Source organism: Kribbella sp. CA-247076, from assembly GCF_050942445.1.
In the GTDB taxonomy this organism is placed as follows: Bacteria; Actinomycetota; Actinomycetes; order Propionibacteriales; family Kribbellaceae; genus Kribbella.
In genome coordinates, this window is the sequence record NZ_CP192051.1 from 2778163 (window position 1) to 2794497 (window position 16335).

Here is a 16335-nt window from a genome sequence, read left to right on the forward strand (position 1 = left end):
TTCAGCGGCACTTTCTGTTGCATCCGGCAATCGATTGTGCCGCGACCGGGCAAAGGGCCGAGGGCATGTCTGAATTCCCAGACAGGCCTAGTTCGCGAGGAACTTGCCCAGGGCGTCGAGTCCGGCCTGCTGCCAGCCGGCCGCGGTCAGCTTGGTGCCGAAGCGGGAGAACCGCTGCGCGCCGAGCGCGTCCAGCACGTACTTGTTGCCGCTGAACACGACCTCGCCGGCCGGCACCTCGGCGCCGGAGTTCTTCACCATGCCGGTGGCCTGGCTGCCGCCGGTCATCTCGATGGTGTTCCCGGTGACCTGGACGTCGCGCAGCAGGTAGGTGCCCCACGGCCCCGAACCGCGAGTCCGCGACTGGATGGTGACCCCGTTCACGTTGCCGGCGACAACGTTGTTCCGGACGGTCACGTTGGTCGAGGTGTTGATGTTGACGCCGCCGCCGTCCCACAGCGACGTACCCGAGCCGCGGCCGGTGCCGAGGCCGTTGCCGGTGATGGTGTTGTTCTCGATCGTGCCGTTGCGGCTGATCTCGTACCGGATCCCGTCCGCGGCGTTGCCGATGATCCGGTTCGAGCTGATCACCCGGCCGTCGTCGGCGACGTCGGCCCACATGCCGACACCCAAGTTGTTCTGGATCAGGTTGCCGCTGACCGTGCCGGACGACCGGGTCGACTTGATGCCGCCGGACTCCCAGTCGGCGATCCAGAAGCCGTCGGTGTTGTTGCCGGTGATCACGTTGCGGCTCACCGTGGCCGCGGCCGACGCGTACTGGCCGAGGCCGAGCTGGCCGTTGTTGCGGATCAGGTTCTTCTCGACCCGGGTGTTGTTCGCCTTCACCAGCATCACGCCGACCGCGTGGTTCCAGCGGACGTCGTTGGCGGTGACCTTCCAGCCCGGGCCGGAGACCAGCGCGCCGGCCTGCGGGGCGCTGGCGAAGTGCTCGATGGTGAGGCCGCGGACGACCACGCCGGTGGAGCCGGACTCGATCGCGGTCCGCGTCTTCGACATCTCGACCTGACGGCCGGTGGGGTTCGAGCCGAGGTAGATCGCGTTGGCCCCGTAGTCGGCGTAGAAGGTGCCGGCCTTGACCGCCGACAGGCTCGCGACCCTGGTCAGGTGGTCGCCGTCGACGAAGACCTGCTCCCGCAGGTGGCAGATGTTCGCCTGGTTGTCCTCACACTGCCCGCTCGCGCCGTACGCCGCCGGGAGCGCGCCACGCACCACCCAGGCCGAGCCGGACCTGGCCCAGCCGGTCAGCGGAACGGAGCCGGTCAGTACGGCGCGCTCGTCGCTGGCCAGCGTGGTGTCCGCCTTCGGCCGGATCGTCTCGGAGATCCGGTGCAGACCGGCCGCGAAGCAGAACGTCGTTCCGGCCGGCTTGGAGTTCACGATCGACTGCGCGTCCTGGCCGGGCTTGATGACCACACCGCTGCAGGGGCCGGCGAAGGCGGGGCCCGCGTCGGCCTCGTCCGCCGTGGGGACGGTCGGGGCCTTCGTGGTGGTCGTCGGCGCGGTGGTCGGCTTCGGCTTGGGGGAGGGCGTCGAGGCCGGCTTCTTCGAGGGCGCGGAGGTGGCGGGGGCCGACGGTGGAACGGTGGCCGCGGGCGCCTTGGAGGTCGTGCGGTGGGACGGGAGGACACCCGAGGTCGCCGGGTCACCGACGTCGCGTGACTTCGCGGCGTCTGTCGCGTTTGTCTGGTTGGCGATGACCGGAAGCGCGACTGTAACAACGGCGAGCGCAGCCGCGATAAGCGCTGCGAACCACAACTTCCTCAATGCACCCTCCGGGGTGAGCGGCGCGCACCACGTGGCCCGGGAAGTCCTCGGAACCAGGTGTAGCCACCGCGAGACTTAAGGTAGTGCCATGCGGGTCGCCATGTTGCACAACCGTTACCGGACGGGTCAACCCAGTGGCGAGAACACGGTTGTCGCGCAAACGGTTGATTTGCTGGGTAACTCAGGACATGAGATCGACCTCTACGTGCGAAACAGCGACGATATCGCCGGGATGAGCCGGAAAGATCGCGCACTGTTACCGGTCCGCTCCGTCTGGTCATTTTCGGCCGAACGCGATTTAACACATCTATTGCAGGAGCAGCGGCCGGACGTGGTGCACGTCCACAACACTTTCCCGCTGTTCAGTGCGTCGGTGCTGCGAGCGGCGTACCGGCTGGACCTTCCGGTGGTGGCGACCCTGCACAACTTCCGGCTGATGTGTGCCAACGCGGTGCTGCAGCGCGACGGGCGCCCGTGCGAGTCCTGCGTCGGCCGGCTTCCGTTGGCCGGCGTACGGCACGGTTGCTATCGCGGGTCGCGGGTGCAGACGTTGCCGTTGGCGACGAGCATCGGCGTACACCACACGCTCGGCACGTGGCAGAAGTACGTGACCACGTTCGTCGTGCCGTCGGAGTTCGTCGCCGGGCGGTACGCCGCCCACGGCTTCGACCCGGACCGGATCGTGGTGAAGCCGCACGCGGTGCCGCACTCCGGCGCGGTCCGTCAGGGGCCTGGCGATGCGGTGGTGTTCCTCGGCCGGCTCGAGGAGGACAAGGGGTTCGCGGACCTGCTCCGGGCCTGGGACTCGTCCCTCGGCAGGCTGGTCGTGGTGGGCGACGGTCCGCTGCGGGCCGAGGCGGAGAGGCGGGCGGCGTCCGATCCGTCGATCCAGGTGAAAGGTCAACTACCGTGGGCCGAGGGCATGGAGGTACTGCGGTCCGCGCGCGTCGCCGTCGTACCGGCGCGTTCGTATGAGACCTTCGGACTCGTGGTGGTGGAGGCGTTCGCGCACGGGGTCCCCGTGGTCGCGTCCCGGCTGGGTGCGCTGGCGGAGCTGGTCGACGACGGCGAGACCGGCGCGCTGACCGAGCCAGGCGATCCGGAAGGGCTGCGGAAGGCGCTCGGGTTGGTCGGCGATCCCGTCACTTCGATAGCCTTCGGCGAACGAGCCCGACAGGTTTACCTCGACCGCTTCACCCCGGAGCGCGACCTCGCGGCCACGGAGAGGATCTACACCGATGCGATCGCCCGGCACGCGGACGGCGGGCGGACCCGCCGGGGACGCCGGGCGGGCCGTGGCGCATGACGGTGGAGCTGAGGTGAGCGCCCAGGAGAGCGGCCCCGACCGCCGCGAGGGCAGCGGCGCGGGCAGTGGCCTGGACAGCGGCCAGGTAAGCGGTCGGGAAACTGCCCGGGAACGCGCGCTGAACGGCCGACGGTATAAGGTCGGCGAGGGCGTGCGGGGTCACGTGGGGAACGATCGTTTGCTGGGGGATGGCGGTTTGTCGCGTACAGGATTTCTGGCCGGGGTCTTCGACCTGTTCCACGTCGGGCATCTCGACGTGCTCGGACAGGCCCGGCAGGCCTGCGACCGGCTGGTGGTGGGGGTGCTGACCGACGACTGGGCGTACGACGCCTGGGGTGCGCGGCCGTTCGTGCCGCTGGTCGAGCGGGCGCAGATCCTCGAGCACCTGCGCTGTGTCGACGAGGTGGTCGTGGTGGACGGCGTGCGGCCTGAGTGGCTGACCGGCGTACTGGGGGTACAGACCGTGTTCGCTGCCGGTGGGACCGACGGTGTGCTGGGCGTGGACGAGCTCGACGGGATTCCGCGCGAGCTGGTCAGTGTCCTGCCGGCCGGTCGCGGTTCCCGCAGCCCGATCCTGCGCGCCGCGATCGACCAGCGGCAGTCACGCAGCTCGGTGGCATGAGCGCGGTGTCACTGCGAGACGTCGTCGGCGAGTTGTCGCGTGCGCAGAAGCCGTCCGCGGGGACACCGGCGTATTCGCGCTTCGTGAACCGCCGGATCGGCCGGGTGTTCGCGGCCGCGGCCTTTCTCGGACGCCGTACGCCGAACCAGGTGAGCCTCGCGTCCGGCTTCTGCTCGCTGGCCGGGATCGTGCTGGTCGCGACCGTGCGGCCGTCGTTGTCGCTCGCGCTCGCGGTGACCGCGCTGCTCGTGCTCGGCTACGGGCTCGACTCCGCGGACGGTCAGCTGGCCCGGCTGCGCGGTGGCGGCTCGCCGCTCGGGGAGTGGCTCGACCACATGATCGACGCGGTCAAGATCGTCCTGCTGCACAGCGCCGTACTGATCTCGTTCTACCGGTTCGATGCCTTCAGCAACGAGGCGCTCCTGCTGATCCCGCTCGGCTACGTGTGCATGTCGTCGGTGCTGTTCTTCGGGCTGATCCTGATCGACCAGCTCCGCCGGCGGCACGGCGCGGCCCAGAAGCCCAACGAACGCGGCGATTCCGTGGTGAAGTCGTTGCTGATCGCACCGACCGACTACGGCGTCCTGTGCCTGGCCTTCCTGACCTTCGGCACCCCGTCGCTGTTCATCGTCCTGTACGGCGCCTTGCTCGCGGCCAACCTGTTGTTCCTTACGGCGGCGATCGCGAAGTGGTACCGGGAGATGGCCACGCTGGTGCCGGCGGTGCGCGGCTGATGGGGACCGTCGGGTACGCGCCGGGCGTGTACGACATGTTCCACATCGGGCACCTGAACATCCTGCGCCGCGCCCGCGAGCACTGCGACCACCTGATCGCCGGCGTGGTCGAGGACGACGTGGTCGCCCGGATCAAGGGCCGCCCACCGGTCGTCCCGCACGACGAGCGGATGGAGGTCGTCCGGGCCCTCGGCCTGGTCGACGAGGTGGTCAGCGACTGGTCCAGCGACAAGTTCGAGATGTGGAAGCAGCTCCGGTACGACGTCCTGTTCAAAGGTGACGACTGGAAGGGCACCGAGAAGGGGACGAGACTGGAGAGACTGCTCGGGGAGGTCGGCGCGAGCGTGCACTACTTCCCGTACACCGCCTCCACCTCGAGCACCGACCTGCGCAGGCTGCTGGAGGGGATGGGCTGATGTCGACCCGGCCGAAGGTCCTGCTCAGCGCGTACGCGTGCCGGCCGAAGGGCGGATCGGAGCCGGGTGCGGGCTGGGCCTGGGCGAAGGCGGCCGCGCGCGACCACGACGTCTGGCTGCTGACGCGTGGCAAGTTCGCGCACGAGATCGCCGAGGAGCTGGCGATCCGGCCGGTTCCGTCGCTGACCGTCGTACCGCTGGAGCTGCCGGCGTGGGTGCTGAGGCTGCGGCGACGGCCGGCGGACGTGTACTGGTACTACCCGCTGTGGCAGCGGCTGGCCGGACGGACGGCCCGGCGGCTGCACGCGGAGCACTCGTTCGACGTGATCCATCACCTGACGTTCGCGGTCGACTGGATGTCGGCGGGCGTGGTGGAGGAGTCGTCCGCGAAGGTGATCTGGGGCCCGGTCGGCGGGTCGACCACCGCGCCGCTGTCGATGACGCACTGGCTGGGTCCGCGGGGCCTGGTCGCCGAGTTGGTGCGGCGCGCGTACACCGGCGTACGGCGGCAGCTTACCGGACGGAAGCTGGCCCAGCGGGCCGACCTGATGGTTGCCCAGAACAACGATGTGGCCGAGGCGTTCCGCCCGTACGCCCGGGAGATCGTGGTGCAGCCGAACGTGGCGATCCGCCGGTTCACCGCGTCGGGACCGTACGAGCCGTTCGGTGCCCCGGGCATCAAGACCGCGCTGTTCGTCGGGCGGTTGATCCCGTGGAAGGGCGTGCTGCTCGGGATCAGCGCGCTGGCCCGGCCGGAGGCGTCGAACTGGGAGCTCCGGATCATCGGCGACGGCCCGGACTGGGGACGCGCCGAGCGGCTCGCCGAGGAGCTCGGGGTGCGCGATCGGGTCGAGTTCATGGGGCAGTTGCCGCGGGAGGACGTGCTGGCGGCGATGTTCCGCGCCGACGCGCTGCTGGCTCCGGCGTTGCGGGAGGCCGCCGGGTGGGCGGTCACCGAGGCACTCGCCTCCGGATGTCCGGTGGTGTGCGTCGGGCGGGGTGGTCCGGCCGTCATCGTCGGTCCGGAGGAAGGCGTGGTCGTGTCGTGGCGAGGTGACGTGGCGGGTGAGCTCGCGCGCGGGCTCGCGTCCCTGCGGGGCCGGATCACGCCGGTGGACCGCTGGGGCCCCGACCGCCTCCCCGACCTCCTCGCCACCTGGTACGCCCCGGCCCGCGTCTCCTCCTGATCGACTGATCGACTGACCGACCCCCATTTCGCTGGTTAACCCATGAGTTTGTGGGTTCTCCACCCGTGTTCACGGTGGATAACCCCGCATTTGATGGGTTGACCAGCGGGGCGGTGGGTCGCATTTGACGGGTTAACCAGCGGTTAGTCGCGGGCGGTTTTGCCGGGGAGGGCGAGCATGCGGTCGAGGGCGAGCTTGGCGTACTTCTCGGTGTCGGCGTCGACCTTGATCGGGTTGACGACGTGGCCGGCGACCAGGTTCTCCAGCGCCCAGACGAAGTGCGGCAGGTCGATCCGGTTCATGGTGGCGCAGTAGCAGACCGCCTTGTCCAGGAAGACGATGCTCTTGTCGGGGTGCTGCTTGGCCAGCCGCTGGACCAGGTTCAGCTCGGTGCCGACCGCCCACGACGTACCGGGCTCGGCGCTCGCGAGGGTGTCGATGATGTACTCCGTCGACCCGACCAGATCCGCCTTCGTGACGACGTCGTGCCGGCACTCGGGGTGCACGATCACGTTGACGTCAGGGATGCGCGCCCGTACGTCGTCGACCGACGCGGCGGTGAACCGGCCGTGTACCGAGCAGTGCCCACGCCACAGAATCATCTTCGCGGCCGCGAGCTGCTCGCGGGTCAGCCCACCGCCCGGCTTGTGCGGGTCGTACACCACGCAGTCGTCGAGGCTCATGCCCATCTTCAGTACGGCGGTGTTCCGGCCGAGGTGCTGGTCGGGCAGGAACAGCACCTTCTCGCCCTGCTCGAACGCCCACTCGAGCGCGGTGTCGGCGTTGCTCGACGTACAGACGGCACCGCCGTTGCGGCCGCAGAAGGCCTTGATGTCGGCGCTCGAGTTCATGTACGTCACCGGCACGGTCACGTCGGCGACACCCGCGTCGGCGAGCGCGTCCCAGGCCGCCTCGACCTGCTGGATCCGGGCCATGTCGGCCATCGAGCACCCGGCGGCCAGGTCGGGCAGGATCACCGTCTGCCCGTCGTTGGTCAGGATGTCGGCGGACTCGGCCATGAAGTGCACACCGCAGAAGACGATGTACGGCGCGTCCGGCCGGGCCGCCGCGTCCCGGGCGAGCTTGAACGAGTCACCGGTGACGTCGGCGAACTGGATCACCTCGTCGCGCTGGTAGTGGTGACCGAGCACGAACACCTGGTCGCCGAGCGCCGCCTTCGCCTTGAGCGCCCGCTCGACCAGGTCCGGGTCGGACGCCGGCGGCAGCGCTCCCGGGCACTCGACGCCCCGCTCCGAGTGAGGGTCGGTGTTCTGTCCCAGGAACAGCAGAGGAAGAGCCTTCGGGCCGTCCGCAGTAGTCGTCACGTCAAACATCGTGCCACGTCGCGCGCCCACGACCGCGTGGTACACCTCACTGCCCAGACTGTGAAATCGATACTCTCCGAGAGTGAAGATCGCAGGCCTGCTCCTGGCCGCCGGCGCCGGCCGCCGCCTGGGCACCCCGAAGGCCCTGGTCCGCGACGCGGCCGGCGTTCCGTGGGTCGTGCTGGCCGGCCGCTTGCTCCGGTCCGCCGGCTGCTCGCCTCTGGTCGTCGTAGTCGGAGCATCCGCTGATCGGGTCCGGGCGGAACTCGCGGCGGAGCCTGTCGAGGTAGTCGAGGCAACCGACTGGGCGGAGGGCATGGGCGCCTCCCTCCGAGCCGGTCTGCACGCCCTCGCCTCTGAGCACGACGTGCCGCTGCCTTCTCCCGATCACGGCGCCGGCATCGCCGTCGCTCTAGTCGTGCCTGTCGATGTCCCGGGTCTCACGCCGGACGTGCTGCGTCGGGTGGCTGCTCGGGCAGACCGGTCGGCCTTGGTGCGGGCGACGTACGGCGGGCGGCCTGGGCATCCCGTCGTACTCGGGCGTGATCACTGGGACGGAGTGATCGCGGCGGCGGTGGGGGATCAGGGCGCGCGAGCGTACTTCGCGGAGCATCCGCCGGTGGAGGTCGAGTGTGGGGATCTCGCGGACGGGCGGGACGTGGACACGGTGGACGACCTGCCGGACGGGCATCGGATCGGCTGAGCCTTGGCAACCCGGGCGCACCGGGTGATCCTGGGCAGATGAACGCCGTCGGCTCCGCGGCAGAGCTCGCCGGGCGTCTGCGCGGAACCGGGTACCTCGCCGACGACGGCCTGGCCACGGTCGGCTACCTCGCGCTCGCGCTCCACCGCCCGCTGCTCCTCGAAGGCGAACCCGGCACCGGCAAGACCAGCCTCGCCGCAGCCATCGCCGAGGCCCTCGGCCTCCAGTTGATCCGCCTCCAGTGCTACGAAGGCATCGATGCGACCCAGGCGCTCTACGACTGGGACTTCCCCCGCCAGATCCTCCACCTCCGAACCATCGAAGCCACCCGACCGGTCTCGCCCGACTCCGGCGCTCCTGACCCAGGGGCTGCAGGTTTGCTCGAGGAGGTCGAAAGGTCTCTGTTCGACGAGCGGTTCCTGTTGGCCCGGCCGGTGTTGCGGGCGCTTCGGGAGAGTCCGGCCGTGCTGCTCGTGGACGAGATCGACCGGGCGGACGACGAGTTCGAGGCGTTCCTGCTCGAAGTGCTGTCGACGTACGAGGTGACGATCCCGGAGTTCGGCACCATCACCGCGAAGGAGCCGCCGGTCGTCGTACTCACGTCCAACCGCACCCGCGAGGTCCACGACGCGTTGAAGCGCCGCTGCCTCTACCACTGGATCGACCACCCCGGTCTGGCGCGCGAGGTCGAGATCGTCCGCACCCGACTGCCGGAGGTGTCGCAGCGCCTGGCTGAGCAGGTAGCGCGTTCGGTGCAGCGCATGCGCGACCTGGACCTGCTCAAGCCGCCAGGTGTCGCCGAGACGCTCGACTGGGCCCGGGCGCTTGATGCACTCGGCACCGACACGCTCAACGTCGAGACGGCAGCTGCGACGCTGGGAGCGGTGCTGAAGTACCGCGAAGACACGGACCGGGTCCGTGAGTCGCTGGACCGGCTACTGGCGAGCTGAGACTCCTATGACCGCACCAGACCTCGCCTTGGCCGGTTTCGCATCTGCACTCCGGCACGCTGGTCTGGCTGTCACCGCCGACCGCGTCCACCTCTTCCTCCGGGCGGTCGCCGCGCTGGACGCCTCTGCCACGGCTGACGTCTACTGGGCCGGTCGCGCCGCTTTGTGCAGCGGTCCGGACGACACTGCGCGCTACGACGAGGTATTCGAGGCGTGGTTCGCCGGTCAGCGGTCCGGTCGCGCTATCCGCCGTACGACGTCGACGAGTGTGCAGGCCGCGCTGGGCGACAGCGGGACCGGCGACGAGAGCGACCGCGCGGTGAACGTCTCCGCGAGTACGACGGAAGTGCTGCGCCACCGTGACGTCGCCGAGCTGTCCGCTCGGGACCGGGCCGAGCTGGCCAGGCTGTTCGGCACACTCCGGCCCCGTGTCCCGGTACGTCGTACGTCGCGCCGCCGCCCGTCGCACCGAGGCGACATCGACCCGTGGCGGACGCTCCGAGCCCAGCTACGGCAGGTGGGCGAGCCGGCGCGGGTGCTGTACCGCCGCCACGGCACTCGGCCGCGTCGCGTCGTACTGCTCGTGGATGTGTCCGGCTCGATGCGTCCGTACGCCGACAGCCTGCTGCGACTCGCGCACACGCTGGTCCGGGCCGCACCACGGTCGGTGGAGGTCTTCACGATCGGCACTCGGCTCACGCGGGTGACTCCGGCGATGCGGCACCGCGATGCCGAGTTCGCGTTGCGGTTGGCGGGCGACGTCGTACCCGACTGGTCTGGCGGTACGCGTCTGGGTGAAGTGCTCAAGGTGTTTCTGGATCGGTGGGGTCAGCGCGGCACTGCGCGGCGAGCGGTCGTGGTGGTGTGCAGTGACGGGTGGGAGCGCGGGGACGCGTCGCTGCTCGGCGCACAGCTGGAGCGGCTGGCCGGACTGGCACATCGGGTCGTCTGGCTGAACCCACATCGCGGCAAGCCCGGATACCTGCCGGTGCAGGCGGGGATCGTCGCCGTACTGCCCCACGTCGACAACCTCGTCGCAGGCCACAGCCTGGCCAGCTTCGCGGACCTCCTGGAGGTGGTGGCCGATGCGTGATGTGCTCGAGCGGCTGGTGGAGTGGTGGAGCGCGGGGGAGTCGGTTGCCGTGGGCACCGTCGTGGCGACGTTCGAGTCGGCGCCGCGTCCACCCGGCGCAGTGATGCTCGTCGGACCCGGTGGCGAGGCGGTCGGCAGCGTATCCGGCGGGTGCGTCGAGGGCGCCGTCTACCAACTCGGCGAGGAGATCCTGGACTCCGGCGAGCCGACCCTCCAGCGGTACGGCGTCAGCGACGAGTCGGCGTTCGCAGTCGGCCTCACGTGCGGCGGCATCATCGACATCTTCGTCGAGCGCGTCGACCGTACGTCGTACCCGTGGCTCGGCGAGGTCGCCGCCGACATCACCGCCGGCCGCCCGGTCGCCGTAGCCACGGTCGTCGCCCACCCCGACCCGACACGCATGGGCCGCCGCCTCGTGGTCCGCCCCCTCCCGAACGGCCAGCCGGAAGGCCAGGCGTCCGTGGACAGCGCCGGACCGGCGCTGTCCCCGGATGGTGGGGCTTCGGTCGGAGCTGTGGGGAGTCTGGGGTCGGCGCGGGCGGATGATGCGGTGGCGGACGATGCGCGTGGATTGTTGGCGGCCGGCCGGACGGAGACGTTGGAGTACGGGCCGGACGGGCAGCGGCAGGGCGAAGGGATGCGGGTGTTCGTGTCGTCGTACGCGCCGGTGCCGCGGATGCTGGTGTTCGGCGCGATCGACTTCGCGGCCGCGGTGGCGAAGCTCGGCGGGTTCCTCGGCTACCGGGTCACGGTGTGCGACGCACGGGGTGTCTTCGCGACGGCCTCGCGGTTCCCGTCCGCGGACGAGGTGATCGTCGACTGGCCGCACCGGTACCTCGCGGCAGAGGCGGCGGCCGGGCGCATCGACGGTAGGACGGTCATCTGCGTGCTCACGCACGACCCGAAGTTCGACGTACCGCTCCTCGAGGTCGCACTCCGGCTGCCTGAGCTCGCCTACATCGGTGCGATGGGTTCGCGCCGTACGCACGACGACCGGGTCAAACGCCTCCGCGAAGCCGGCCTCACCGACGCGGAGATCGGCCGCCTCGCCAGCCCGATCGGCCTGGACCTCGGCGCCCGCACTCCCGAGGAGACCGCGGTCAGCATCGCCGCCGAGATCATCGCCCTCCACTGGGGCGGCGCCGGCACCCGCCTCACCACCCAACCCGGCCCCATCCACCACTGACCCCGCCACCACCGACCCAAGCAACACCAGCCGCGCCGACCACGGACCGGGCCCACCATCCGCCCACCCACCACGACCTGCCACCACCAACTGCACCCGCCACAGATTCGCCCAGCACGGACCACCGGACCCCCGACCGCGGGCGCCGCCCGATCGCCGTACCCACCCACCCCCGACTCCGCCAACTCGTCGTCGCCCCGCCAGCGCGGCTGGTTGAAAGTGGTTCGATGTCTTGTGGTGAAGATCACACGGGAGCAGGATCGGGGCAGGTGGGTGTTTACCTCTGGAGGCGGGGCGATGAGCCGTATCACGGTGCAAGTCGACGGAAGCAGCTACACGGACGACGTGGAGCCGCGCACGCTGCTCGTGCACTACCTGCGCGAGCAACTGGGGAAGACGGGGACAGTGATCGGCTGCGACACCGGCAACTGCGGGTCGTGCACGGTCCACCTCGACGGGAAGAGCGTGAAGTCGTGCTCGCTGCTCGCGGTCCAGGCCGACGGGCACGAGATCACCACGATCGAGGGCCTCGCGACCAACGGGCAACTGCATCCGATGCAGCAGGCGTTCCACGAGAACCACGCCCTGCAGTGCGGTTACTGCACGCCGGGGATGATTCTGCAATCGCTCGATCTGATTGCCGACAATCCGAATCCGAGCGAGGACGAGATCCGGCACGGTCTCGAGGGCAACCTGTGCCGCTGCACCGGCTACCAGAACATCGTCCGCGCCGTACAGGCCGCCGCCGCCGGAGGTGACCGATGACCGCGACCGAAGAACGCCCGGCCGCCGAGATCGGCAACCCGCGCCGGCGCAAGGAGGACGCCCGGCTGATCACCGGCCGCACCAAGTGGACCGACAACGTCGTCCTGCCCGGCATGCTGCACCTCGCGATGGTCCGCAGCCCGTTCGCGCACGCGCGGATCACCGGTGTTGACACCGAGGCAGCACGGGCGTCGTCCGGCGTGGTCGCCGTACTGACCGGGGCCGACCTGGCCGAAGAACAAGGCGGACTGCCGTTCGCGTGGACGGCGACGCCGGAGCAGAAGCAGCCTAACCACCCCTCGGTCGCCGTCGACACGGTGAACTTCGCCGGCGAGATCGTCGCCGTGGTGGTCGCCCGGTCCGCGGCCGAGGCGCACGACGGCGCCGACCTGGTCGACGTGGACTACGAGGAGCTCCCGGCCGCGCTCGACCTGAAGGCGGCCGCGGCCGACGAGGTGCTCGCGCATCCCGACCTCGGCACCAACGTGTCGGCGACGTTCGTGTACGACTCGGCCGAAGCCGGCCACGGCGGTGACGTCGAGGCCGCGATCGCGGCGGCCCGCGACGGCGGCATCGTGATCGAACGCGAGTTCCGCCAGCAGCGACTGATCCCGTCGTTCATGGAGCCGCGGTCGATTGTCGTCGATCCGACCAGCGAACAATTGACCGTGTGGGACTCGACCCAGGTGCCGCACTTCGTCAAGATCTTCACCTCCCTGGTCCTCGGCATCCCCGAGCACAAGATCCGCGTGATCGCGCCCGACGTCGGCGGTGGCTTCGGCGGCAAGCTGCAGTTCACCCCGGAGGAGGTGCTGACGGTCATCGCGGCCCGTCGTACCGGAAAGCCCTGTAAGTACACGGAATCGCGGTCGGAGTCGCTGATGGCGGCGCACCACGGCCGCGACCAGTGGCAGAAGGTCACGTTGTCCGCGGACCGCGACGGCAACGTCACCGGGCTGAAGGTCGACCTGCTCGCCGACATGGGCGCGTACCTCGGGCTGGTCTCGGCGGGCGTGCCGATCCTCGGCGCCCTGATGTACAACGGCATCTACAAGTTCCCGTCGTACCGGCTGAGTTGCACGAACGTCTTCACCAACAAGGCCTGGACCGACGCGTACCGCGGCGCCGGCCGGCCGGAGGCGACGTTCGCGATCGAGCGGATGATGGACGAGCTCGCCGCGCACCTCGGCGTCGACCCACTCGAGATCCGCGAGCGGAACTGGATCAAGCACGAGGAGTTCCCGTTTCCGACGGTCTCCGGGCTGCGCTACGACTCCGGCAACTACGAGGCCGCGACGTCGAAGGCCAAGGAGCTCTTCGGGTACGACGACCTGCGCGCCGAGCAACGCAAGCGCCGGGAGTCCGGCGACTCGGTCCAGCTCGGCATCGGCGTCTCGACGTACACCGAGATGTGCGGGCTGGCGCCGTCGCGCTGGCTCGGCTCGATGGGGTACGTCGGTGGCGGCTGGGAGCACGCGACGGTCCGGATGCTGCCGACCGGGAAGGTCGAGGTGATCACCGGGACGAGTCCGCACGGGCAGGGGCACGAGACGGCGTGGAGTCAGCTGGTCGCCGATCGACTGGGGGTCGCGTTCGAGGACGTCGAGGTGCTGCACGGTGACACGCAGGTCGCCGGCCGCGGACTCGACACGTACGGCTCGCGGTCACTCGCCGTCGGCGGGATGGCGGTGCTCGCCGCGGCCGACAAGGTGATCGAGAAGGCGAAGCCGATCGCGGCGCACCTGCTCGAGGCGAACGCGGACGATCTCGAGTTCTCCGCCGGCCGGTTCGGTGTCCGTGGCACCGAGTCCGGGATGTCGATGGGCGAGTTGGCGTTCGCGGTCTTCCAGGGGCACAAGCTGGACGGCGGCGCGGAGCGGTCGCTGGACGCGGACGCGACGCTCGAGCCGGACGACTTCTCGTTCCCGCACGGCACGCACCTGTGTGCGGTCGAGGTCGACACCGAGACGGGCGCGACGAAGATCCGGTCCTACGTGAGCGTTGACGACATTGGGATTGTCGTCAATCCACTCATCGTCGAGGGTCAGGTCCACGGCGGCCTGGCACAGGGGATCGCCCAGGCGTTGTACGAGGAAGCCGTCTACGACGAGGCCGGCACCTTGGTGACCGGCTCCTTCGACCAGTACCTGGTCCCGTCGCCGCCCGACCTGCCGCGGTTCGTCACCGAGCGGACCGAGACGCCGGCGACGACGAACCAGCTAGGGGTGAAGGGTGTCGGCGAGGCGGGCACGATCGCCTCGACGCCGGCCGTGGTGAACGCGGTTATCGACGCGGTCCGCCACCTCGGGGTGTCTGAGGTGCCGATGCCGTGTACGCCGTACCGAGTCTGGAAGGCACTGCAGGGGAGGGCGGACTCATGATTCCCGCGGCTTTCGAGTACTTCGCGCCGACGTCGGTGGACGAGGCGGTGTCGTTACTGCGTGAGCACACCGACGCCAAGGTGCTGGCCGGCGGCCAGAGCCTCCTGCCGGTACTGCGGCTGCGGCTGGCGGCACCTGAGTCGATTGTCGACATTGGGAAGATCGACGAACTGCGCGGCGTCCGCGACGACGGCGACGCGCTGGTGATCGGTGCGCTGACCGCGCACACCACGGTTCAGACCGATCCGCTGATCGGCGAGCACACCCGGCTGATCTCGTTGGCGGCGGCAACGATCGCGGATCCGCAGGTACGCCACCGCGGGACGTTCGGCGGCTCGCTCGCGCACGCCGATCCGGCCGGCGACCTGCCCGCGGTCGCGGTCGCGCTCGACGCGTCGATGGAGATCGCCGGCCCGGACGGTCGCCGTACCGTCGGCGCACGCGATTTCTTCCAGGGCGTGTTCAGTACGGCGCTCGCCGACGACGAACTGCTGGTCGAGATCCGGGTGCCGAAGTACACCGGCTGGGGCGCGCACTACGAGAAGTTCACCATGGTCGCGCAGGGGTGGCCGATCGTCTCGGTCGCCGCCGCGGTCCGGCTGGACGGCGACTCGATCGCGGAAGCGCGGGTCGCGTTCAGCAACATGGGTTCGACGCCGATCCGCGCGCACGCCGTGGAGGATTCGCTCATCGGCCGGCCGGCGACCGCCGAGGCCGTCCGCGAAGCCGCCGCCCGCGCGGCCGACGGGACATCCCCGGTGACCGACCTCAACGGTGACGCCGAGTACCGCCGGCACCTGGCGTCGGTGCTGACCCGGCGGGCGGTGCTGGCCGCGGCAGGTACCGGATGAGGCTCGAGCACAAGTTCGTCGTACCGGCACCGGTCGAGCAGGCCTGGGCCGCGTTCAACGACCTCGAACGGGTGGTGCCGTGTTTCCCCGGCGCCACCCTGACGTCGTACGACGGCGACGACTTCGCCGGGACGTGCAAGGTGAAGCTCGGGCCGGTGTCGCTGCAGTACGCCGGCACCGGCACCTTCGTCGAACGCGACCCGGCGGACCACCACGCCTTGGTCGAGGCCAAAGGCAAGGACCGTCGCGGAAACAGCACGGCGTCCGTCCGGGTCACCGCGCGGCTGGAGTCCGCCGGGGCCGACTCCACCGCGGTCAGTGTCGACACCGACCTCACCGTCACCGGCCGTCCCGCGACGTTCGGCCGCGGGCTGATCCAGGACGTCTCCGACCAACTCCTCGCCCAGTTCATCACCTGCCTTACCACGACCCTGACCACGCCAGCCGCGGCCGAACCGTCAGCCGAATCCACAGCATCAACCGCCCCGTCCGCCGCTGCATCGGGGACATCGGGCGCGTCACCCACCTCCGGCAGCGCTCCATCCGCACCCAGCGCCCGCACCCAACCTGCCTCTGGTAGCGCGCCCACCACGCCGGTCCCGGACACGGCACTCACCTCGGGCAGCGCATCCGCAGCGGCGGCCTCGGGCTCAGCGCCCACCGCCGGGAACACACCCGGGCCGCCCACCGCGGCCACCGCACCTACCGCATCCACGACGCCCACCGCATCCGCGTCGAGCACTGCGCCTACCGGGCCGACCTCAAGCGCCACGCCCACCGCCCCCGCGGCGAGCACTGCGCCTACTGGGCAGAACTCGAGCACCGCTTCCGATCCGCCGGTGACGTCATCCCTCGACCTCGGCTCCGCGCTCATCCCGGCCTTGGCCCGCCGCGCCCGCCCCTACCTCATCGGCGCAGCACTCGCACTCGTCCTCCGCCGCCTGCTCCGCCGCTGACACTCCCGCACCGTCGCACCCGACATACTCCGCCGCTCACAACCCCTGCACCGCCGCAGCCGACGTACTCCACCA

Annotated in this window: 16 protein-coding genes; 14 read left to right on the forward strand and 2 right to left on the reverse strand. The window is 70.1% G+C overall.

The window, feature by feature from the left end:
* Positions 1 to 87: 87 nt before the first annotated feature.
* Positions 88 to 1434, reverse strand: coding sequence for a right-handed parallel beta-helix repeat-containing protein (locus ACQPYZ_RS13250; protein ID WP_433167882.1), 1347 nt, complete (start codon positions 1432 to 1434; stop codon positions 88 to 90).
* On the opposite strand from ACQPYZ_RS13250, the gene ACQPYZ_RS13255 reads away from it, so the two are divergent.
* The 6 genes from ACQPYZ_RS13255 to ACQPYZ_RS13280 all read left to right on the forward strand — a co-directional run bounded on the left by ACQPYZ_RS13255 (position 1427) and on the right by ACQPYZ_RS13280 (position 6050).
* The gene (locus tag ACQPYZ_RS13255) at positions 1427 to 1864 is read left to right on the forward strand and encodes a hypothetical protein (protein ID WP_433167884.1); all 438 of its coding nucleotides are present in this window, start codon (positions 1427 to 1429) and stop codon (positions 1862 to 1864) included. The genes ACQPYZ_RS13250 and ACQPYZ_RS13255 overlap by 8 nt on opposite strands.
* 21 nt (positions 1865 to 1885) lie before the next feature.
* Positions 1886 to 3091: a glycosyltransferase gene (locus ACQPYZ_RS13260; protein ID WP_433169678.1), complete on the forward strand. Its 1206-nt coding sequence runs from the start codon at positions 1886 to 1888 to the stop codon at positions 3089 to 3091.
* Positions 3092 to 3287: 196 nt separating this feature from the next.
* Positions 3288 to 3713: an adenylyltransferase/cytidyltransferase family protein gene (locus ACQPYZ_RS13265; RefSeq protein WP_433167886.1), complete on the forward strand. Its 426-nt coding sequence runs from the start codon at positions 3288 to 3290 to the stop codon at positions 3711 to 3713.
* Between the two features lie 5 nt (positions 3714 to 3718).
* The gene (locus tag ACQPYZ_RS13270; RefSeq protein ID WP_433167888.1) at positions 3719 to 4447 is read left to right on the forward strand and encodes a CDP-alcohol phosphatidyltransferase family protein; all 729 of its coding nucleotides are present in this window, start codon (positions 3719 to 3721) and stop codon (positions 4445 to 4447) included.
* Complete coding sequence (locus tag ACQPYZ_RS13275; protein WP_433167890.1) at positions 4447 to 4863, forward strand: adenylyltransferase/cytidyltransferase family protein; 417 nt, start codon at positions 4447 to 4449, stop codon at positions 4861 to 4863. Before ACQPYZ_RS13270 ends, ACQPYZ_RS13275 begins: the two co-directional genes overlap by 1 nt.
* Positions 4863 to 6050, forward strand: coding sequence for a glycosyltransferase family 4 protein (locus ACQPYZ_RS13280; protein WP_433167892.1), 1188 nt, complete (start codon positions 4863 to 4865; stop codon positions 6048 to 6050). Before ACQPYZ_RS13275 ends, ACQPYZ_RS13280 begins: the two co-directional genes overlap by 1 nt.
* 143 nt (positions 6051 to 6193) lie before the next feature.
* Here the strand turns inward: ACQPYZ_RS13280 and nadA are convergent, their stop codons facing one another.
* Complete coding sequence (nadA, locus tag ACQPYZ_RS13285; RefSeq protein ID WP_433167894.1) at positions 6194 to 7375, reverse strand: quinolinate synthase NadA; 1182 nt, start codon at positions 7373 to 7375, stop codon at positions 6194 to 6196.
* Between the two features lie 82 nt (positions 7376 to 7457).
* Here nadA and ACQPYZ_RS13290 point away from each other — a divergent pair, with 82 nt between their 5' ends.
* The 8 genes from ACQPYZ_RS13290 to ACQPYZ_RS13325 all read left to right on the forward strand — a co-directional run bounded on the left by ACQPYZ_RS13290 (position 7458) and on the right by ACQPYZ_RS13325 (position 16260).
* On the forward strand, positions 7458 to 8078 hold the full coding sequence (locus ACQPYZ_RS13290; RefSeq protein WP_433167896.1) for a nucleotidyltransferase family protein: 621 nt from the start codon (positions 7458 to 7460) through the stop codon (positions 8076 to 8078).
* A 38-nt stretch (positions 8079 to 8116) separates the two neighbouring features.
* On the forward strand, positions 8117 to 9028 hold the full coding sequence (locus ACQPYZ_RS13295) for an AAA family ATPase (protein ID WP_433167898.1): 912 nt from the start codon (positions 8117 to 8119) through the stop codon (positions 9026 to 9028).
* Positions 9029 to 9035: 7 nt separating this feature from the next.
* A complete protein-coding gene (locus ACQPYZ_RS13300; protein WP_433167900.1) occupies positions 9036 to 10121 on the forward strand; it encodes a vWA domain-containing protein in 1086 nt (361 codons plus the stop codon).
* Positions 10114 to 11307 (forward strand): XdhC family protein, encoded by a 1194-nt coding sequence (locus ACQPYZ_RS13305; RefSeq protein WP_433167902.1) that lies wholly within the window; start codon positions 10114 to 10116, stop codon positions 11305 to 11307. The genes ACQPYZ_RS13300 and ACQPYZ_RS13305 overlap by 8 nt, the downstream gene beginning before the upstream one ends.
* A 297-nt stretch (positions 11308 to 11604) precedes the next feature.
* A complete protein-coding gene (locus ACQPYZ_RS13310; protein WP_433167904.1) occupies positions 11605 to 12072 on the forward strand; it encodes a (2Fe-2S)-binding protein in 468 nt (155 codons plus the stop codon).
* Positions 12069 to 14453 (forward strand): xanthine dehydrogenase family protein molybdopterin-binding subunit, encoded by a 2385-nt coding sequence (locus tag ACQPYZ_RS13315; protein WP_433167906.1) that lies wholly within the window; start codon positions 12069 to 12071, stop codon positions 14451 to 14453. Before ACQPYZ_RS13310 ends, ACQPYZ_RS13315 begins: the two co-directional genes overlap by 4 nt.
* Positions 14450 to 15304 carry an FAD binding domain-containing protein gene (locus ACQPYZ_RS13320; protein WP_433167908.1) on the forward strand — a complete coding sequence of 285 codons (855 nt, stop codon included), beginning with the start codon at positions 14450 to 14452 and terminating at the stop codon, positions 15302 to 15304. The genes ACQPYZ_RS13315 and ACQPYZ_RS13320 overlap by 4 nt, the downstream gene beginning before the upstream one ends.
* Entirely contained in the window at positions 15301 to 16260 is a 960-nt protein-coding gene (locus ACQPYZ_RS13325; protein WP_433167910.1) for an SRPBCC family protein, read from the forward strand. The genes ACQPYZ_RS13320 and ACQPYZ_RS13325 overlap by 4 nt, the downstream gene beginning before the upstream one ends.
* Positions 16261 to 16335 lie beyond the last annotated feature (75 nt).